This is a genomic window from Pseudoalteromonas sp. Angola-4 (assembly GCF_028599265.1).
Taxonomy (GTDB): Bacteria; Pseudomonadota; Gammaproteobacteria; order Enterobacterales; family Alteromonadaceae; genus Pseudoalteromonas; species Pseudoalteromonas atlantica.
Window position 1 is genome coordinate 42,985 of record NZ_JAQREK010000022.1, and the last position, 15,668, is coordinate 58,652.

At 42.0% G+C, this 15,668-nt stretch carries 19 protein-coding genes; 13 read left to right on the forward strand and 6 right to left on the reverse strand.

Going from position 1 to position 15,668, the window contains the following annotated elements; genetic code table 11:
- Positions 1-180 precede the first annotated feature (180 nt).
- The 5 genes from PSH48_RS18560 to PSH48_RS18580 all read left to right on the forward strand — a co-directional run bounded on the left by PSH48_RS18560 (position 181) and on the right by PSH48_RS18580 (position 3,736).
- On the forward strand, positions 181-1,632 hold the full coding sequence (locus PSH48_RS18560) for a TrkH family potassium uptake protein (RefSeq protein WP_055016196.1): 1,452 nt from the start codon (positions 181-183) through the stop codon (positions 1,630-1,632).
- A gap of 29 nt (positions 1,633-1,661) precedes the next feature.
- The gene (locus tag PSH48_RS18565) at positions 1,662-2,324 is read left to right on the forward strand and encodes a PilZ domain-containing protein (RefSeq protein WP_273612080.1); all 663 of its coding nucleotides are present in this window, start codon (positions 1,662-1,664) and stop codon (positions 2,322-2,324) included.
- 463 nt (positions 2,325-2,787) lie between these two features.
- Positions 2,788-3,000 (forward strand): EF-hand domain-containing protein, encoded by a 213-nt coding sequence (locus PSH48_RS18570; RefSeq protein WP_004588043.1) that lies wholly within the window; start codon positions 2,788-2,790, stop codon positions 2,998-3,000.
- Positions 3,001-3,129: 129 nt separating this feature from the next.
- Entirely contained in the window at positions 3,130-3,342 is a 213-nt protein-coding gene (locus PSH48_RS18575) for a calmodulin-like protein (protein ID WP_004588042.1), read from the forward strand.
- Between the two features lie 178 nt (positions 3,343-3,520).
- On the forward strand, positions 3,521-3,736 hold the full coding sequence (locus tag PSH48_RS18580; protein ID WP_004588041.1) for an EF-hand domain-containing protein: 216 nt from the start codon (positions 3,521-3,523) through the stop codon (positions 3,734-3,736).
- Between the two features lie 85 nt (positions 3,737-3,821).
- Here PSH48_RS18580 and trkA read toward each other — a convergent pair whose 3' ends face one another.
- From trkA to def, 4 genes are all read right to left on the reverse strand, one after another.
- Positions 3,822-5,198, reverse strand: a complete 1,377-nt coding sequence (gene trkA, locus PSH48_RS18585; RefSeq protein WP_004588040.1) for a Trk system potassium transporter TrkA — start codon at positions 5,196-5,198, stop codon at positions 3,822-3,824.
- 75 nt (positions 5,199-5,273) lie between these two features.
- Positions 5,274-6,569 (reverse strand): 16S rRNA (cytosine(967)-C(5))-methyltransferase RsmB, encoded by a 1,296-nt coding sequence (gene rsmB, locus PSH48_RS18590; protein WP_273612081.1) that lies wholly within the window; start codon positions 6,567-6,569, stop codon positions 5,274-5,276.
- Positions 6,562-7,515 carry a methionyl-tRNA formyltransferase gene (gene fmt, locus PSH48_RS18595; RefSeq protein ID WP_273612082.1) on the reverse strand — a complete coding sequence of 318 codons (954 nt, stop codon included), beginning with the start codon at positions 7,513-7,515 and terminating at the stop codon, positions 6,562-6,564. Before fmt ends, rsmB begins: the two co-directional genes overlap by 8 nt.
- A gap of 21 nt (positions 7,516-7,536) precedes the next feature.
- A complete protein-coding gene (gene def, locus PSH48_RS18600; RefSeq protein ID WP_004588037.1) occupies positions 7,537-8,043 on the reverse strand; it encodes a peptide deformylase in 507 nt (168 codons plus the stop codon).
- A 119-nt stretch (positions 8,044-8,162) separates the two neighbouring features.
- Here def and PSH48_RS18605 point away from each other — a divergent pair, with 119 nt between their 5' ends.
- The 6 genes from PSH48_RS18605 to hemF all read left to right on the forward strand — a co-directional run bounded on the left by PSH48_RS18605 (position 8,163) and on the right by hemF (position 13,092).
- Positions 8,163-9,284: a LysM peptidoglycan-binding domain-containing protein gene (locus tag PSH48_RS18605; protein ID WP_004588036.1), complete on the forward strand. Its 1,122-nt coding sequence runs from the start codon at positions 8,163-8,165 to the stop codon at positions 9,282-9,284.
- 31 nt (positions 9,285-9,315) lie between these two features.
- Positions 9,316-10,407, forward strand: a complete 1,092-nt coding sequence (gene dprA / locus PSH48_RS18610; protein WP_273612083.1) for a DNA-processing protein DprA — start codon at positions 9,316-9,318, stop codon at positions 10,405-10,407.
- A gap of 1 nt (position 10,408) precedes the next feature.
- Complete coding sequence (locus tag PSH48_RS18615) at positions 10,409-10,882, forward strand: DUF494 family protein (RefSeq protein ID WP_029773004.1); 474 nt, start codon at positions 10,409-10,411, stop codon at positions 10,880-10,882.
- 97 nt (positions 10,883-10,979) lie between these two features.
- On the forward strand, positions 10,980-11,555 hold the full coding sequence (locus PSH48_RS18620) for a DNA topoisomerase family protein (RefSeq protein WP_004588033.1): 576 nt from the start codon (positions 10,980-10,982) through the stop codon (positions 11,553-11,555).
- Between the two features lie 21 nt (positions 11,556-11,576).
- Positions 11,577-12,140: an L-threonylcarbamoyladenylate synthase gene (locus PSH48_RS18625; protein WP_264391087.1), complete on the forward strand. Its 564-nt coding sequence runs from the start codon at positions 11,577-11,579 to the stop codon at positions 12,138-12,140.
- Between the two features lies 1 nt (position 12,141).
- Positions 12,142-13,092, forward strand: coding sequence for an oxygen-dependent coproporphyrinogen oxidase (hemF, locus tag PSH48_RS18630; protein ID WP_054983830.1), 951 nt, complete (start codon positions 12,142-12,144; stop codon positions 13,090-13,092).
- A gap of 93 nt (positions 13,093-13,185) precedes the next feature.
- On the opposite strand, the gene PSH48_RS18635 is transcribed toward hemF, so the two are convergent.
- On the reverse strand, positions 13,186-13,623 hold the full coding sequence (locus PSH48_RS18635) for a group II truncated hemoglobin (RefSeq protein ID WP_029773006.1): 438 nt from the start codon (positions 13,621-13,623) through the stop codon (positions 13,186-13,188).
- A gap of 53 nt (positions 13,624-13,676) precedes the next feature.
- Here PSH48_RS18635 and aroE point away from each other — a divergent pair, with 53 nt between their 5' ends.
- The gene (gene aroE, locus PSH48_RS18640; RefSeq protein WP_273612084.1) at positions 13,677-14,501 is read left to right on the forward strand and encodes a shikimate dehydrogenase; all 825 of its coding nucleotides are present in this window, start codon (positions 13,677-13,679) and stop codon (positions 14,499-14,501) included.
- The gene (locus PSH48_RS18645) at positions 14,498-14,758 is read left to right on the forward strand and encodes a DUF1488 domain-containing protein (RefSeq protein WP_273612085.1); all 261 of its coding nucleotides are present in this window, start codon (positions 14,498-14,500) and stop codon (positions 14,756-14,758) included. The genes aroE and PSH48_RS18645 overlap by 4 nt, the downstream gene beginning before the upstream one ends.
- Here the strand turns inward: PSH48_RS18645 and PSH48_RS18650 are convergent.
- Positions 14,741-15,277 (reverse strand): gamma carbonic anhydrase family protein, encoded by a 537-nt coding sequence (locus tag PSH48_RS18650; protein WP_273612086.1) that lies wholly within the window; start codon positions 15,275-15,277, stop codon positions 14,741-14,743. The two genes, PSH48_RS18645 and PSH48_RS18650, sit on opposite strands and share 18 nt — an antisense overlap.
- Positions 15,278-15,668: the final 391 nt, after the last annotated feature.

Genomic DNA, 15,668 nt, shown 5'->3' on the forward strand with positions numbered 1-15,668 from the left:
GATCTATTTTGAGGATGGATAAACGTGTTGATAGCAAGGCAAAAAATTCGCTATTTAGTTATTCTAAATGAGAATTTTTTAACACAGATAGCGACACGTTTAGCCCCTGAAAATGATTAAATATTATTGCGGATTGGTATTACACACTTATATTTACTAATAATAAAAGCGATAAGCTACATGCAATTTCGTACCATCATAAAAATTCTTGGCCAACTAGTTGCGCTGTTTAGTATTACCATGGTGCCACCTGCGGTGGTGTCTTTATTTTATAAAGATGGTGGTGGTGTTCCTTTTGTATTAGCGTTTATATTTAGTGTGGTAATTGGTTTAACAGCCTATTACCCAAACCGGCATGAAAACGGCGACTTAAAAGCGCGCGAAGGCTTTTTAATCGTTGTCCTGTTTTGGCTGGTACTAGGGGCATTTGCATCGTTACCGCTGATTTTTTTACAAGAGCCTAACTTATCTATGGCCGATGCGGTGTTTGAGGCCTTTTCGGGCCTTACAACCACAGGCGCCACTGTACTTACCGGTATTGAATACCTGCCTAAGTCTGTTTTGTTTTATCGTCAGCAATTACAGTGGTTTGGCGGTATGGGTATCATTGTACTTGCTGTTGCTATACTGCCTATGCTTGGGGTCGGTGGTATGCAGTTATACCGAGCTGAGATCCCAGGTCCTGTAAAAGATTCAAAAATGACCCCCCGCATTGCCGATACCGCAAAGCACCTTTGGTACATTTATGTGTCACTAACTATTTCGTGCATGTTGGCATATTGGGCGGCAGGAATGGAGTGGTTTGATGCCATATGCCATGCGTTTTCTACCGTGGCGATTGGCGGGTTTTCTACTTACGATGCTTCAATAGGGCACTTCGACAGCCCTGTCATTAATTTTATTTGTGTATTCTTTTTAATTATTGCTGCGGTTAACTTTTCGTTGCACTACGCGGCGGTAGCAAGTCGTAATATTCAGGTGTACATTCGCGACCCCGAATTTAAAGTGTTTTTGCTTATACAGTTAGCGCTGGTGGTGATTTGTTTTACCGTGCTTTCATCTAACGAAATATTTGCCGATGGCGATGAAACCCTCGACCAAGCCTTGTTTCAGGCTGTTTCTATGAGTACCACAGCCGGTTTTGCTACTGACAACTTTTCCACATGGCCGTTGTTTTTGCCTATATTACTTATTTTTTCGAGCTTTATAGGTGGCTGTGCAGGTTCAACCGGTGGCGGTATGAAAGTAGTACGCGTGTTTTTACTATACCTACAAGGCATACGTGAGCTTAACCGCTTAGTGCACCCACGCGCTATATACTCTATTAAGCTGGGTCGTAAAGCCTTACCCGATAAAGTAGTCGAAGCCGTATGGGGGTTTTTCTCAGCGTATGCATTGGTGTTTATTATTATAATGCTGGCGCTAATGGGAACCGGTATGGACAACATTACCGCGTTCTCGGCTACAGCGGCGTGTTTAAATAATTTAGGCCCGGGCTTAGGTGATGTTGCATCGCACTATGGGGCAGTGAGCGATGGTGCTAAATGGCTATTAACGATTGCCATGGTATTTGGTCGCTTAGAAATATTTACCTTACTCGTGCTATTTACGCCGACCTTTTGGCGTGGGTAATAATATATAAATGATGCTTAGGAACAGGCATGCCACATTCTAATTTAGATAAATTACACCAGTTAACAACAGGGCGAGTAGTCGACTTGGAAATCGTTACGCCTACTAGTAGTAAACGTGTAAAAACAGAGTTTATTGGTTTGCTAGAAAACAAGTTTATTATTTTAAATTACCCAAGTTCAAAACGATTACCTGCTGCTAATGATTATTTGCGTGACGGTGTAATGGTCGTAGTAAGAGCGGTTATAGAAGGCAGTGGTGGGCAAGTAATAGCATTTAGGCAGCAGGTGATGTCGATAGCCTCACATCCTACTAGGCTCATTTTTATTAATTACCCTACACAAGTTCAGTTATTTGCTTTGCGCGCGCAAACACGCATACCGACCTTATTACCTGCAAAATTAACGCTCAGTGACGATAGAGTACTTGAAGGGGTGATTAAAGATATCTCGCTTACCGGGGTGATGTTTGATGTACGCGGCGATCAAAGCGATGAAAATATAAAAGATATGCAATGTACGGTGACGGTTGATACCAACAATAAAGCATTTACTGGCGAAATATGCAGTGTAAAGCCGCACGCCGCGGGGGTTAATTGCGGTATTAAGCTTTTAGCCAGTGAAGAGGAAATGAAGGCGTTTATGAAAGAGCATTTTATCGATCCCGCGATGCTTGAGCTGCCATTAGAATAAGCACTTTCGCTTAATAGCAACAAATGGCCATTTTTTATTTGAGTGGCAGTCATATTTTTTAAAACTTCACAAAATAATTTTTATTTTCTATAAAAATCAGTAGTATAGACTAGTTTTACGAGTCAGTTATTTTAATACGTTAGCTCCCCTCATGGCTAAAATTTAGTCTCTTTTTTCGATAAATCTTCATCCTTACAATTTACGCCGAAAATTGTAGCTTTTTTCTCTTATGTAACTAGCTGTTTTTATTGTATTTAAAAACTTAGCTTTACCCTTTGTTGCTAGTTTGCAACATAAAACCCCCGAAAATTTATCAAAAATAGCCAAACACTCTTTTAACTGATTGAAATTAATGAGCTTTTAAAACTTGGCATTCAAGTTGTAATAGTCTGGCTGTACTGAACAATAACGTGATTTAAAGTAAAACACTTAATCGCACACATATACTTGAAGGAATTATATTATGAAAAGCATTAATAAAACTTTAGCACTTATCGCCCTTGCTTCATCATCAGCGGCATTTGCAGCAACCGATTTTGATACGTTAGATGTAGATGGCAGCGGCACGATTAGCAAATCAGAGGCATCAATTGATGCAAAACTGATGAGCATGTTCTCAGAATTAGATACTGACCAAGATGGTGAGCTATCAAAAGAAGAATTTTCAGAAGCTTAAAGTGTGGTAACAATCCTGAGTTGCCAATGACAACCTAAGTAGGCAAGGGAGCTTACGAAAAAGGATTACAAGGATTGCGTACATCACGTAGTGAACTTAACTAATTTGTTTATATTGAAGGATTAAATTATGAAGCATTTAAATAAAGCACTCGCATTTATGGCTATTGCCTCTTCTTCTGCTGCCTTTGCAGGGACTGATTTTGACACGCTAGATGTAGATGGCAATGGCGCCATTAGCCAAGCTGAAGCATCGGTTGATGCGGATTTAATGGCTGAGTTTGTTGAGCTTGATACCGATGGAAATGGTGAGCTTTCAAAGCAAGAGTTCTCTAAATACTAGGGTGTGATGATCTTTGCCAATTGAGCGCAGGACAGCGCATGTTCACTTAGCAAAGAGTCGTTTGCTCTAATCCAATGTGCATTAAAACTTAATAATGCACATTGGCAAAAGCACTTTTTAGTTAATTTTTAAACCCATGGATCTTAGAAAAGGATTTCCTCTTAATTAGGACACAACTATGAAAACATTAAATACAGCACTTGCCGTTATCGTATTAGCTTCTTCATCAGCGGCGTATGCTGCAGTCGACTTTGCCTCGTTTGATGCCGATGGTGATGGTGCAATTTCAAAGCAAGAAGCGCAGGTAAATTCACAGCTAGTGAAAATTTTTGACCAGCTAGATACTGATGGTAATGGTGAAATTTCTGAGCAAGAGTTTTCAAAAGTACAGTAATTAGTAAGCTGCTAAGCAGGGTTGCCTAGCATTAAAAAACATACTCCACTAAAGCCGCCTTAGTCAGCGGCTTTTTTGTGTTTAACTATAAGAATATAGCGCTAACTTGGAATAGCTTTTCTACTACGTTGATATGCTTTTTATCGATTAAAAACATAATAACGTGATCACCAGACATAATAACGGTGTCGTCGTGGGCAATCAGTACGTCGTCATTACGTACAATAGCGCCAATCGTTGTACCTGCAGGTAGCTTGATATCGGCAATCGCACGGCCAACTACTTTTGATGTGTTTTCATCGCCATGGGCAACGGCTTCAATGGCCTCTGCCGCGCCTTTACGTAACGAGTACACATTAACAATATCGCCACGGCGTACGTGTGTAAGTAGCGCCGAAATAGTTGCTTGTTGTGGTGATATAGCAATATCTATTTCACCCCCTTGCACTAAATCTACATACGCACCACGCTGAATAAGCACCATGGTTTTTTGTGCGCCCATGCGTTTTGCAAGCATGGCCGACATTATATTTGCTTCATCGTCGTTGGTTACGGCAATAAACACATCAACTTGCTCTATGTGCTCTTCAGATAGTAATTCTTGGTCAGAAGCGTCTCCACAAAACACGACGGTGTTATCTAGCATTTCAGAGAGTTGCTCAGCACGCTCTTTACTGCGCTCTAGTAACTTAACGCTGTGGTTTTTTTCCAGTGAGCGAGCAAGGCCTGCACCAATGTTACCGCCACCGGCTATCATAATTTTTTTGTAAGAACGCTCAAGTTTTTGTAGCTCGTTCATAACCGCACGAATATGCTTAGTGGCAGCAATGAAAAATACTTCATCGTCCGCTTCTATTACCGTGGTGCCCAGTGGTTTTATAGCTTTACCTTGGCGATAAATTGCTGCTACACGGGTTTCTACATTCGGAATATGCTCTTTTAAAGCAGAAAGCGCATAACCCACTAATAAGCCACCGTAGTAAGCTTTTACAGCCACAAGAGAGAGCATGCCATCGGCAAATTGCAGCACTTGCAACGCGCCTGGGTAATCTATTAAACGGCGAATATATTTGGTAACAAGTGCTTCGGGGGCAATATAGTGATCAACCGGGAGGTCATCGTTATGAAATAGCTTTTCGCGGTATTTTAAATATTGCTCTGATCGGATACGGGCTATTTTAGTTGGCGTATTAAAAATACTATACGCGACTTGGCACGCCACCATATTGACTTCATCTGAGCTGGTTACCGCAATAATCATGTCGGCGTCTTCAGCACCTGCACGTCTAAGCACATCTGGGTGAGCACTGTGCCCCGTGACCCCTTGTAAGTCGTACTTATCTTGTAGCTCTCGTAAGCGGTTGCCGTCTATATCAACAACGGTTATTTCGTTTTGTTCGCCAACTAAGTTTTCAGCAAGCGTACCACCGACTTGTCCGGCACCGAGTATGATTATTTTCATTATTTACCCGAATTACTGTTTAATTAAAAAAATAGCCATTTACTGTTTAATAAATGGCTATTGAGTGTACGGCTATTAGGCTTTTTTAACTAGCTTAGCGTAATAAAATCCGTCGCTTTCACCTGGTAGTAATTGTAAACCAGGGTTGGTAACTGTGTCGTTGTCGTGCAGTGGTATATGCTCAACGTCACTATTATTAGCTAAAAATTTAGCGACTTGCTGTTGGTTCTCTTGCGGCAGTACCGAACAGGTTGCGTATATCATTGTGCCGCCTGGTTTTAGTAGCGGCCAAATGCTATTGAGTATATCGCTCTGTAGTGTAGCTAAATCTTCAATGTCTGATGCGCGGCGAAGCCATTTTATATCTGGGTGGCGGCGTATAACACCGGTTGCCGAACAAGGGACATCTAATAAAATGCGGTCAAACTGTTGCTCATCCCACCAGGTGTGTGGCTGCGAAGCGTCTGCACATTGTAGGTCTGCGCCTAAGCCGATACGGGTTAAATTTTGTTTAACACGTTCTAGGCGAGTGGCGTCACTATCAAGTGCTAATACTTCTGCATCGGCAAGCTCTAATATATGACATGTTTTACCACCAGGTGCTGCACAGGCATCTAAAATGTATTCATCAGCTTGAGGTGCTAAAAAGCGTGCGGCTAATTGCGCTGCGGCGTCTTGTACAGAGCAGGCACCCACATCAAATTCTGGCAACGAAAATACATCACGCGGCTTAGCTAGTTTAATACCATCAACAAACTCAGGGTTTAACGTGTGCTCTATATCGTTAGCCGTTAACATCTCGCTGTATTGTTGCGTGCTGTATTGGGCTTGATTGACACGTAACCACATAGGGGCTTGTTGTTGGTTTTCTTCAAGAAGCGCTTCCCAGTTGTCTGGGTAGGCAGCTTGCACTTGTTTAATAAACCAATTTGGATGGTTATATAAACACACTGGTATTTGCCTGGCTTTTTCTTCAAGCTCGCTTTGTTGGCGCTGAAAACTACGCAAAATAGCGTTGATTAAGCCTTTTAAGCCTAATGCACGCATTTGGCCAAGGGCATTAACGGTTTCAGAAATGGCGGCATGCGGTGGCACGCGCATATGCTGCAGCTGATAGATACCGACATACAACAAAAACTGAAAAATACGACGCTTACCTTTAAGTGGCTGCTCTACTAAATGTTGGCAGTAGTTTTCAAGGCTAGGTAGGTAGCGCAACACGCCGTAACAAATTTGCTGTAATAGCGCTTTGTCTTTAGGGGGCAGGCCTTGGCTGGCAAATGGTAGCTCTTGATTTAGTGAAGCGCCTTTATCAACCACGTTATATAAAGTTTCAGCGGCAAGCGCACGTACGTTTTGAACATTACTCATTGTTTTCGCCTAATACGGTGCCAGGAGTTACCCAGTCACTGCGACCGTTTAAAAAGTCGCTAATTGCCATTGGTTTTTTACCTTGGGGTTGCAGCTGTGTAATACTTAATGCCTGCTTGCCACACGCCACTACAATGCCGTTTTTATCGCTTGATAAAACAACGCCCGCAGGGCCTGTTTGCTCAACGACTGAGGCTTGGTAAATTTTTACGTTGTGCTCACCCATTTGAGTAAAACACACTGGCCATGGATTAAACGCACGAATATTACGCTCAATTTGTACGGCATCCATCGTCCAATCAATATTTGCTTCCTCTTTTGAAAGCTTTTTAGCGTAATTTGCCAGCTCGTCGTTTTGCGGCTCTGCTATAAGCTCGCCATTGGCTAACTTATTAATGGTTTGAACAAGTGCTCCGGGACCAAGTTTAGCCAGTTTAGTGTATAAACTGGCACTGGTTTCATCCGCAGCAATAGGGCAGCGGCTAATGTGCAGCATGTCGCCGGTATCAAGCCCTTCATCCATTTGCATTATGGTTACGCCGGTATCTTCATCGCCAGCCCAAATTGCGCGCTGTATAGGCGCAGCACCGCGCCAGCGCGGTAAAATAGAGCCATGCACATTTAAGCACCCTAAGCGTGGTGCCTCTAAAATGGCTTTTGGTAAAATTAAGCCATAAGCCACCACAATCATGATATCGGCATTTAAGCTTTTAAGCTCAGTGAGTGCGTCTTCATTTTTTAATGATTGTGGCTGAAAAACAGGTAGCTCATGTTCAAGCGCAAGCGCTTTTACTTCACTGGCTTTTAACTTTTTACCACGCCCAGCAGGGCGATCTGGTTGGCTGTAAACTCCAACAATTTGGTGTTCGCTTTGAATTAACGCTTGTAGGTGACGAGCGGCAAAGTCCGGCGTACCGGCAAATATAATGCGTAGTGGTTTTGTCACTGAGTTTTCCTAAGGTGCTTATTACTTCGCGGCAAATTTAGCTTCTTTTTCAAGCTTTTTGCGAATACGTTGACGCTTTAATGGTGATAGGTAATCAATAAATAGTTTACCTTGTAAGTGATCTAGTTCGTGTTGAATACAAATAGCTAATAGCTCATCTGCATCTAGTACAAATTCTTCACCATTTTCGTTAAGAGCAGCAACGGTTACGGTTTCAGCACGGTCTACTTTTGCGTAAGAGTTAGGCACTGATAAACAGCCTTCTTCGCTAATTGTTGCACCATCTTTTTTAATAATTTGTGGGTTAATTAAAACCAGTGGTTCGTCGCGTTCTTCTGATACGTCGATCACCACAATACGTTGATGAATATCAACCTGTGTAGCAGCTAGCCCAATGCCGTTTTCATCGTACATTGTCTCTAGCATGTCTTTTACAATTTGGCGAACGTTGTCATCAACCTGTGCAACTTCTTTTGCTACCGTACGTAAACGCTCATCTGGAAATCTTAAAACTTCTAACCTAGCCATAGTTACCTTTTTACACTTGTGCTTAATTTAGGGTATTGTATGCTCTTATTTTAGCCATTCGCGTTCCCCTTTAACAGGTTTTGGTCAATAATAATGAAAAAACAATACAAGGAAGCCCAATGAAATCTCAATTGGCTGCAATTATGTTTGCACTAAGTACTGCTTTTCCTGCAGTCGCTGATGTTTTACAAATAAAAAAAGATGCTCCAAAACAATATGTTGTAAAAAAAGGCGATACCCTTTGGGATATTTCCGGCATTTATTTAGAAGAACCATGGCTGTGGCCAGAGTTGTGGCAAATGAACCCGCAAATAGATAACCCGCATCTAATTTACCCAGGCGATGCACTCGCGTTAGTGTACGACGCCGACGGTAACCCGCGTTTGGTGATTAATAAAGCGTACAGAAAGTTATCGCCGCAAGGGCGTATTACACCAAAAGGTAATAACGCCATCACCACTTTGCCACTTGAAATAATTAAACCTTATTTAAGCTATGAGCAAGCGATTAACAGCGATGACATAGATGATAAGCCTTATATTTTAGGGGCAAACGAAAATACTAAAACGCAAACTCTCGGGCATATTTTATACGTTAAGGGCGATTTAAAAGTACATAAAGCGTATGCTATTTATCACAAAGGCGAACCTTACATAGATACACAAACCGGTGAAGAGCTAGCCACTCGCGCTACTTATGTCGGTATGGCTCGTGCATTTAGAACGGGCGATGAAAGCAATGGCGTACCATCGTCTTTACGGGTTGAGTCAGTTAAACAAGAAATACAACAAGGCGATTTTTTACTCCCTGCTATGCAAGGGCAAATGTTACCAGCGTACTTTAATATGCATCGTCCTAAGCAAAGTGTATCAGGCAGTGTTATTGACTCTCCGCGCCAAGTAAGAGAATTCAGCACAATGGATGTAGTGGTGCTAAACTTAGGTGCTGAGCAACAAATTGAAGTTGGTCATATCCTCGATTTAGAACGCCAATCACCCACTGTTATTGATGGCCCTCGAGGACCGCGTTATCCAGAGGATTCGAGCAAATTTGAAAAGCTTTTATCTGATGCAGGTGAATTATTTGGCAGCGAGCCAGATGAAGACACCACAACATGGACAATGCCACACGAAAAAGTGGGTGAGTTAATTGTATTTAAAGTGTATGACAAAGTGAGTTATGCATTAATAACAAAAAATCAGCACCCAATTCGCGTTGGAGATAGTGTAGTAATTCATTAAGTTGTAGCGAGTCGGTGCTCTAGGAGAGAGCATGGATCAGTCATCTGGCAAGCTAGCCCACTGGCTTGCCTTTTATATGTGTAAAGGCTTAGGTATTAAAACACTGTTAGCCTTATCACATACTCACCCCCTCGAATCATTATTTGATTTAAACCAAAGTGAATTACAACAGCTTGGCCTTACCCAAAACCAAGCCTGCAACTTACTCAATACCAATTGGCAGCAAGTAAACCATTACGAGCAACAAATACAGCAGCTTAATATTACAGTGGTGTGTATTTTTGATGCGCTATACCCAAACGAGCTAAAACACATAGCCAGTGCCCCTTTACTGTTATTTTGTAAAGGCGATATATCGCTGTTATCTAGTCCGCAAGTGGCCATTGTTGGTAGTAGAAACGCGACCCCTACGGGGCTCGCAATAGCCTCGGAGCTTGCTTATCAGCTTACTTTAGCCGGTATTACTGTTACCTCGGGCATGGCGCGGGGAATTGATGGTGCCGCGCACAAAGGCGCATTGGCCAATAATGGCAAAACAATTGGTGTATTAGGGACTGGGGTTGATATTTACTACCCCAAACGCCATAAATTATTAACAGACCAAGTATTAGAGCATGGCTTATTAATAAGCGAGTTTTTACCGGGTACCGCCGCTAATGCGCATAACTTTCCACGCAGAAACCGTATTATATCTGGGCTGTCTTTAGGCGTGGTTATTGTAGAGGCTGAAATTAAAAGCGGTTCGTTGATCACGGTACGTTACGCTATTGAACAAAATAAAGAAGTGTTTGCAGTACCGGGCTCTATTAAAAACCCTTTATCGCAAGCGAGTCACTTTTTAATAAAGCAGGGCGCTAAGTTAGTCGAAAATGTAACAGATATTTTAGATGAGGTGAGCTTTTCTTATCAAAGCGGTCTATATAATAAAGAGGAGCCTGTAAACAAACAGTCACAGTGTGAGGTGTTAAATAGTATAGGGTATGAGGTAACCAGTGTTGATGAAATTGTACGTCGCGCCAAGTGGCCAATTGATAAAGTGCTGGCAAGGTTGCTCGATTTAGAGTTAGACGACGAAATAGAGCGAGTGTTAGACGGGTATATAAAGCTAAGCACAGGAAGGTAATATGTTTGATATTCTCATGTATCTTTTTGAAAACTACATTCACAGTGAAGCCGATATTTATATTGAAGAAAACGAGCTTACCGATGAATTACTTCGCGCGGGCTTTAATAAGACCGAAATTTATAAAGCGTTAAACTGGCTTGAACAATTGGCCGATTTACAACGCAGCGACGAGTCGCCCTACTTAATTACAAAGCCTCACCAAGCAATGCGCATTTTTACCGATAGCGAATGCAAAATGTTAAACGTTGAATGCCGTGGCTTTTTGATGTTTTTAGAGCAAATAAGGGTGGTTAACAGTGTAACCCGTGAAATGGTTATGGACCGCCTTGCCGCATTAGATAAACCCTATATTTCGCTCGACGACTTAAAGTGGGTGGTGCTTATGGTGTTATTTAACGTACCTGGCTCAGAAGAGGCTTACGAGCAGATGGAAGACCTTATATTTGACGAACCCACCGAACTTCTACATTAAAATTGTATGCCAAACCACTTAAACATATATGCACAGCTTGTATCTTTAAGTGGTTTGGGTATATTAGGCGAAAATTCAGCAACCCGTTAGGAACCTCATGAGTAAAATCGACCATTCGCTTTTCTCGGCGGATAAACACGCCTTAGAAAAAGAATACGAAGTCTGCCCACAATGTGGTTCTGAATTAGTGATCCGTAACTCTAAAACAGGTCCGTTTTTGGGTTGTGCTAGTTACCCTAAATGCGACTTTATTCGTCCATTAGCGCATCACGACAGCAACGAGATAAAGGTTCTTGAAGATTCAGCCTGCCCACAGTGCACAAAACCGCTGGTGGTTAAAAACGGCCGTTATGGCATGTTTATTGGCTGTACAGGGTACCCTGAGTGTCATTATATCGCCCACGATGACGAACCTAATAATAACGATGATGAATTACCTGGGTGTCCTAAATGTAAAAAAGGGCAGCTAGTTGCACGCAGCAATAAATTTGGTAAAACGTTTTACTCATGCGATTGTTACCCAAGCTGTAAATATACTCTAAATAACAAACCCATAGCCAAACCATGCCCTAAGTGCGATTGGCCGCTTGTTATAGAGAAAAAAATGGCCAATGGTACTGTGCTACAGTGCCCACAAAAAAGTTGCCTGCATAAACTTACCACTACTGATTAATATAAATTTCTGGAGCATATTTTGTCAGACCTTTCTACATTGCCTACGGCTATATCTTGCTTAGAGCAAGGTGAAGTTATTTTATATCCTACTGAAGCTGTCTATGGCTTAGGGTGTGATCCAGATAATCAGCAAGCTGTTGAGAAGTTGCTAGAAATAAAACAGCGCCCCGTTGAAAAGGGCCTTATTTTAATCGCCGATAACTACGGCCAGTTATTAAAGTATGTTGACGATGTAAAGCTGCCAATGGACAAACGCGCTGATATTTTTTCTAGTTGGCCCGGTGCTATTACTTGGGTAATGCCTGCAGCTAAAAATACGCCTAAATGGTTAACTGGGCAGTTTGATACGATTGCAGTACGGGTTACTGATCATCCAAGTGTTAAGCGCTTATGCCAGCAATTAGGCAAGCCTCTTGTCTCCACTAGTGCTAATTTAACCGGACAGCCAACCGTAACAAGTATTGAACAAGCCAAGCAGCAATTTGCAGATAAGGTAGGCTGTTACATTGATGAGCCTTTAGGGGGCAACATGCAGCCAAGCACAATTAAAGATGCCATGACCGGCAAAGTATTTAGAGGTTAATATGCAAAGCGAATTATTGGAACAAGTAAAAGCGTATTTTATGGCTTTGCAAGACACCATTTGCCAAGGTTTAGAGCAGGCCGATGGCAGTGCAAAATTTGTAGAAGATAGCTGGCAACGTGCCGAAGGCGGTGGCGGGCGTACGCGTGTTACCACTAACGGCAATGTAATAGAGCAAGGCGGCGTTAACTACTCGCATGTGTTTGGTGCATCTATGCCGGGCTCTGCGACCGCTCATAGGCCTGAGCTTGCAGGGCGAAGCTTCCATGCATGTGGCGTTTCATTAGTTATTCATCCAAAAAACCCACATGTTCCTACAAGTCATGCCAATGTGCGCTTTTTTATAGCTGAAAAAGAAGGCGAAGAGCCTATTTGGTGGTTTGGCGGAGGGTTTGACTTAACGCCTTTTTACCCCGTTTTTGAAGATGTACAGCATTGGCACCAAGTCGCACACGACATTTGTGCACCATTTGGTGAACAAGTGTATCCAAAATACAAAACGTGGTGTGATGAATATTTTTACCTAAAACATCGCGACGAAACACGCGGTGTAGGCGGCTTATTTTTTGATGACTTAAACGAGCTAGGGTTTGAGCAGAGCTTTGCATTTATGCAATCGGTTGGTAATGGCTTTTTGGATGCGTACTTACCTATTATTGAGCGTCGTAAAAATGATGAATACACGCAACAGCAGCGCGACTTTCAATTGTATCGCCGCGGTCGTTACGTAGAATTTAACCTTGTGTGGGATAGAGGTACTCTATTTGGCTTACAAAGCGGTGGGCGCACAGAGTCTATATTAATGTCGATGCCGCCACTGGCGCGTTGGGAATACAATTATAAGCCCGCGCCCGACAGCGCAGAGGCTAATTTGTATCAATACTATTTACGTCCACAAGAGTGGCTAAGCACTAAACCTACTGATTTGATAGCCAGAGAGTGGCAGTTATAAATATTAAATTAAGGTAGGGGCTGTTTAATCCGCAAAGCTCAACAAACCCTAATAAAAGGCGCTTAACAGCGCCTTTTTGCTAATTAGTTACAATTAGTGCTCATTGATCATATGGGTGGCAAGTTGTCCAAAAGATTGCTTTAACCCTTCGCGCAGTAGGGGGTTGTCTACTTCTATATCGAGCGTTTTATTCATGCAATACATCCACTGATCGCGCAGGTCTTTATTTATAGTAAAAGGCATATGGCGTTTGCGCAGCATAGGTTGTCCATGTTTTTCAGTAAATAGGTTAGGGCCGCCTAACCAACCCGATAAAAACTCAAAAAACACTTGGCGAATTCTATCTAATGGCAGAGGATGCATATCATATAATGGTTTGGCGTATTCATCGCTGGCCATTATGTCGTAGAATCTATTAGCAATAGCACGGGTACCTGCTTCTCCACCAATAATTTCATACGGTGTTTTCTCAGGAGTGGGCGCTGGTTGCTCAGGAGCTGGTTTAGATTTTGAAAAAAGTCGTTTAATCATATTACTTATCATCGTTAATAGGCAGTGTACAACTGCAAAGAGGTTGCTTTAAAATGGACAAATATGCGGTTTTTGGAAATCCAATCAAACATTCAAAATCCCCCGCGATACATAAACAATTTGCTGTATCTTTGGGTGAGCAAATCGACTACCGCGCAATATTAGCACCTATCGATCACTTTGAAAAAACAGTAACCACCTTTTTTGAGCAAGGCGGAATAGGTGCCAACGTTACTATGCCATTTAAAGAGCAAGCGTATGCCATGGCTGATGAACTCACCCCACTTGCTAAAATTGTTGGTGCAGTTAATACACTTAAAAAACGCGATGATGGCACTTTATTAGGCGATAACACCGATGGCGTGGGCTTTGTTAATGATTTACTTGCCAATGAAGTGACAATTACCAATAAGCGTATTTTAATTATTGGTGCTGGCGGTGCAGCAAGAGGGGTGATACTACCGCTACTTGAGCATAATCCAGCTGAAATAACGATTGTTAATCGCACGGCAAAAAAAGCGCAAGACTTAGCGCAACTATTTGCTGAATATGGCAAGGTAACAGGCTATGGGTTTGATACATTACCAGTAAGCAATTACTCACTTATCGTAAATTCTACCTCTAGCAGTATGAACAACGAGTTACCAGCACTTGACAAAAAACACCTAAGTCAGTGCGCAGTGGCATACGATATGTTTTACTCACAGCAAAATACCGTATTTATGAACTGGGTTGCAGAGCATAATAACCACGCTAAGCTGTTAGATGGCAGTGGTATGTTAGTAGGCCAAGCCGCACAGTCATATTATGTATGGCGTAATAAAATGCCCGCCATACTTCCTGTTGTTAAAGCACTAAAACAAGGCATGCTTAAATGAATCAAGCCATACAGTTTATAGATAGACTCGAGTTTAGAGAACCTTCCCACCAACTAGTCTTTTTCGCACAAGTAACAGGGATGCTGGTGGAGTGTATTATAGATTTACGAAAGCTAGGGCTTCAAGATGAAAGCCACGCAACGCAGCATTTTGATAAATACCGGTTTGATTACGAAGAATGTGCCGAGCAACTTATAGAAGATGAAACTTATAACTCGGCAGGGCAGATAGAAGTGAATCTAGTTGATCTCTGCTAAATACTCGTCTTTTAATTGCACATAGTTATCTGCCGATATTTTTAAAAAGGCAAGCTCTTGCTCTGTTAATGGGCGGGCTTGCTTTACTGGACTACCAACATATAAATAACCAGACTCCAATCGTTTATTTGGCGGTACTAATGAACCCCCACCAATAATAACGTCGTCCTCTACTATTACATTATCCATTACAATAGCGCCCATACCGACAAGTATACGATTTCCAAGCGTACATCCATGCAGCATCACCTTGTGTCCTACTGTCACATCATCACCAATAATAAGTGGGTAACCATCTGGGTTACTTTTAGTCGCGCGTGATAAATGAAGAACACTACCGTCTTGTATATTTGTACGTTCACCAATACGTATATAGTTAACATCTCCTCGCGCTGCCACTAAAGGCCATACGCTACAGTGGTCACCAATCGTAATATCTCCTACCAAAACAGACGACTCATCAACATAAACAGACGAATTAAAAGAGGGAGTCACACCTTTATAAGAACGGATAGCCATATATATACCTTTTAAATACCAGTTATAGTCGTTTGAGTGTAACAGCAACACTTAAATATAGGCCAGAAAAGGCCTGTTTTGATTATAAAACTACCAGTTATAGAGGGTTTAGTTCACATATTGACCGAACAGTGCTTTTTTTTGGTTTTTCTTCAAAAAAGTGCTTGCGTAAAAATCTGTTCTCCCTATAATGCGACCCCACTGAGACGGGGAACGCCAACGCATAGCGAGGCAAGAGCTGCTCACAGAGTTAAGTAAAACTTTGGTTTTAAATCTTCTAAAAAGAAAGTTTAAAATTAAGTGTTGACTCGAAAAATAAAGGATGTATTATACGCATCCCTAGCGACAACGTCGCAACGTTCTTTAACAATATAAAGCAATCATCTGTGTG

Excerpts from the sequence above, each read along its gene's own strand:
- PSH48_RS18560 (WP_055016196.1), top strand. The coding sequence starts at position 181 with ATGCAATTTCGTACCATCATAAAAATTCTTGGCCAACTAGTTGCGCTG.
- PSH48_RS18565 (WP_273612080.1), top strand. The coding sequence starts at position 1,662 with ATGCCACATTCTAATTTAGATAAATTACACCAGTTAACAACAGGGCGA.
- PSH48_RS18570 (WP_004588043.1), top strand. The coding sequence starts at position 2,788 with ATGAAAAGCATTAATAAAACTTTAGCACTTATCGCCCTTGCTTCATCA.
- PSH48_RS18575 (WP_004588042.1), top strand. The coding sequence starts at position 3,130 with ATGAAGCATTTAAATAAAGCACTCGCATTTATGGCTATTGCCTCTTCT.
- PSH48_RS18580 (WP_004588041.1), top strand. The coding sequence starts at position 3,521 with ATGAAAACATTAAATACAGCACTTGCCGTTATCGTATTAGCTTCTTCA.
- trkA (WP_004588040.1), bottom strand. The coding sequence starts at position 5,198 with ATGAAAATAATCATACTCGGTGCCGGACAAGTCGGTGGTACGCTTGCT.
- rsmB (WP_273612081.1), bottom strand. The coding sequence starts at position 6,569 with ATGAGTAATGTTCAAAACGTACGTGCGCTTGCCGCTGAAACTTTATAT.
- def (WP_004588037.1), bottom strand. The coding sequence starts at position 8,043 with ATGGCTAGGTTAGAAGTTTTAAGATTTCCAGATGAGCGTTTACGTACG.
- PSH48_RS18605 (WP_004588036.1), top strand. The coding sequence starts at position 8,163 with ATGAAATCTCAATTGGCTGCAATTATGTTTGCACTAAGTACTGCTTTT.
- dprA (WP_273612083.1), top strand. The coding sequence starts at position 9,316 with ATGGATCAGTCATCTGGCAAGCTAGCCCACTGGCTTGCCTTTTATATG.
- PSH48_RS18615 (WP_029773004.1), top strand. The coding sequence starts at position 10,409 with ATGTTTGATATTCTCATGTATCTTTTTGAAAACTACATTCACAGTGAA.
- PSH48_RS18620 (WP_004588033.1), top strand. The coding sequence starts at position 10,980 with ATGAGTAAAATCGACCATTCGCTTTTCTCGGCGGATAAACACGCCTTA.
- hemF (WP_054983830.1), top strand. The coding sequence starts at position 12,142 with ATGCAAAGCGAATTATTGGAACAAGTAAAAGCGTATTTTATGGCTTTG.
- PSH48_RS18635 (WP_029773006.1), bottom strand. The coding sequence starts at position 13,623 with ATGATTAAACGACTTTTTTCAAAATCTAAACCAGCTCCTGAGCAACCA.
- aroE (WP_273612084.1), top strand. The coding sequence starts at position 13,677 with ATGGACAAATATGCGGTTTTTGGAAATCCAATCAAACATTCAAAATCC.
- PSH48_RS18645 (WP_273612085.1), top strand. The coding sequence starts at position 14,498 with ATGAATCAAGCCATACAGTTTATAGATAGACTCGAGTTTAGAGAACCT.
- PSH48_RS18650 (WP_273612086.1), bottom strand. The coding sequence starts at position 15,277 with ATGGCTATCCGTTCTTATAAAGGTGTGACTCCCTCTTTTAATTCGTCT.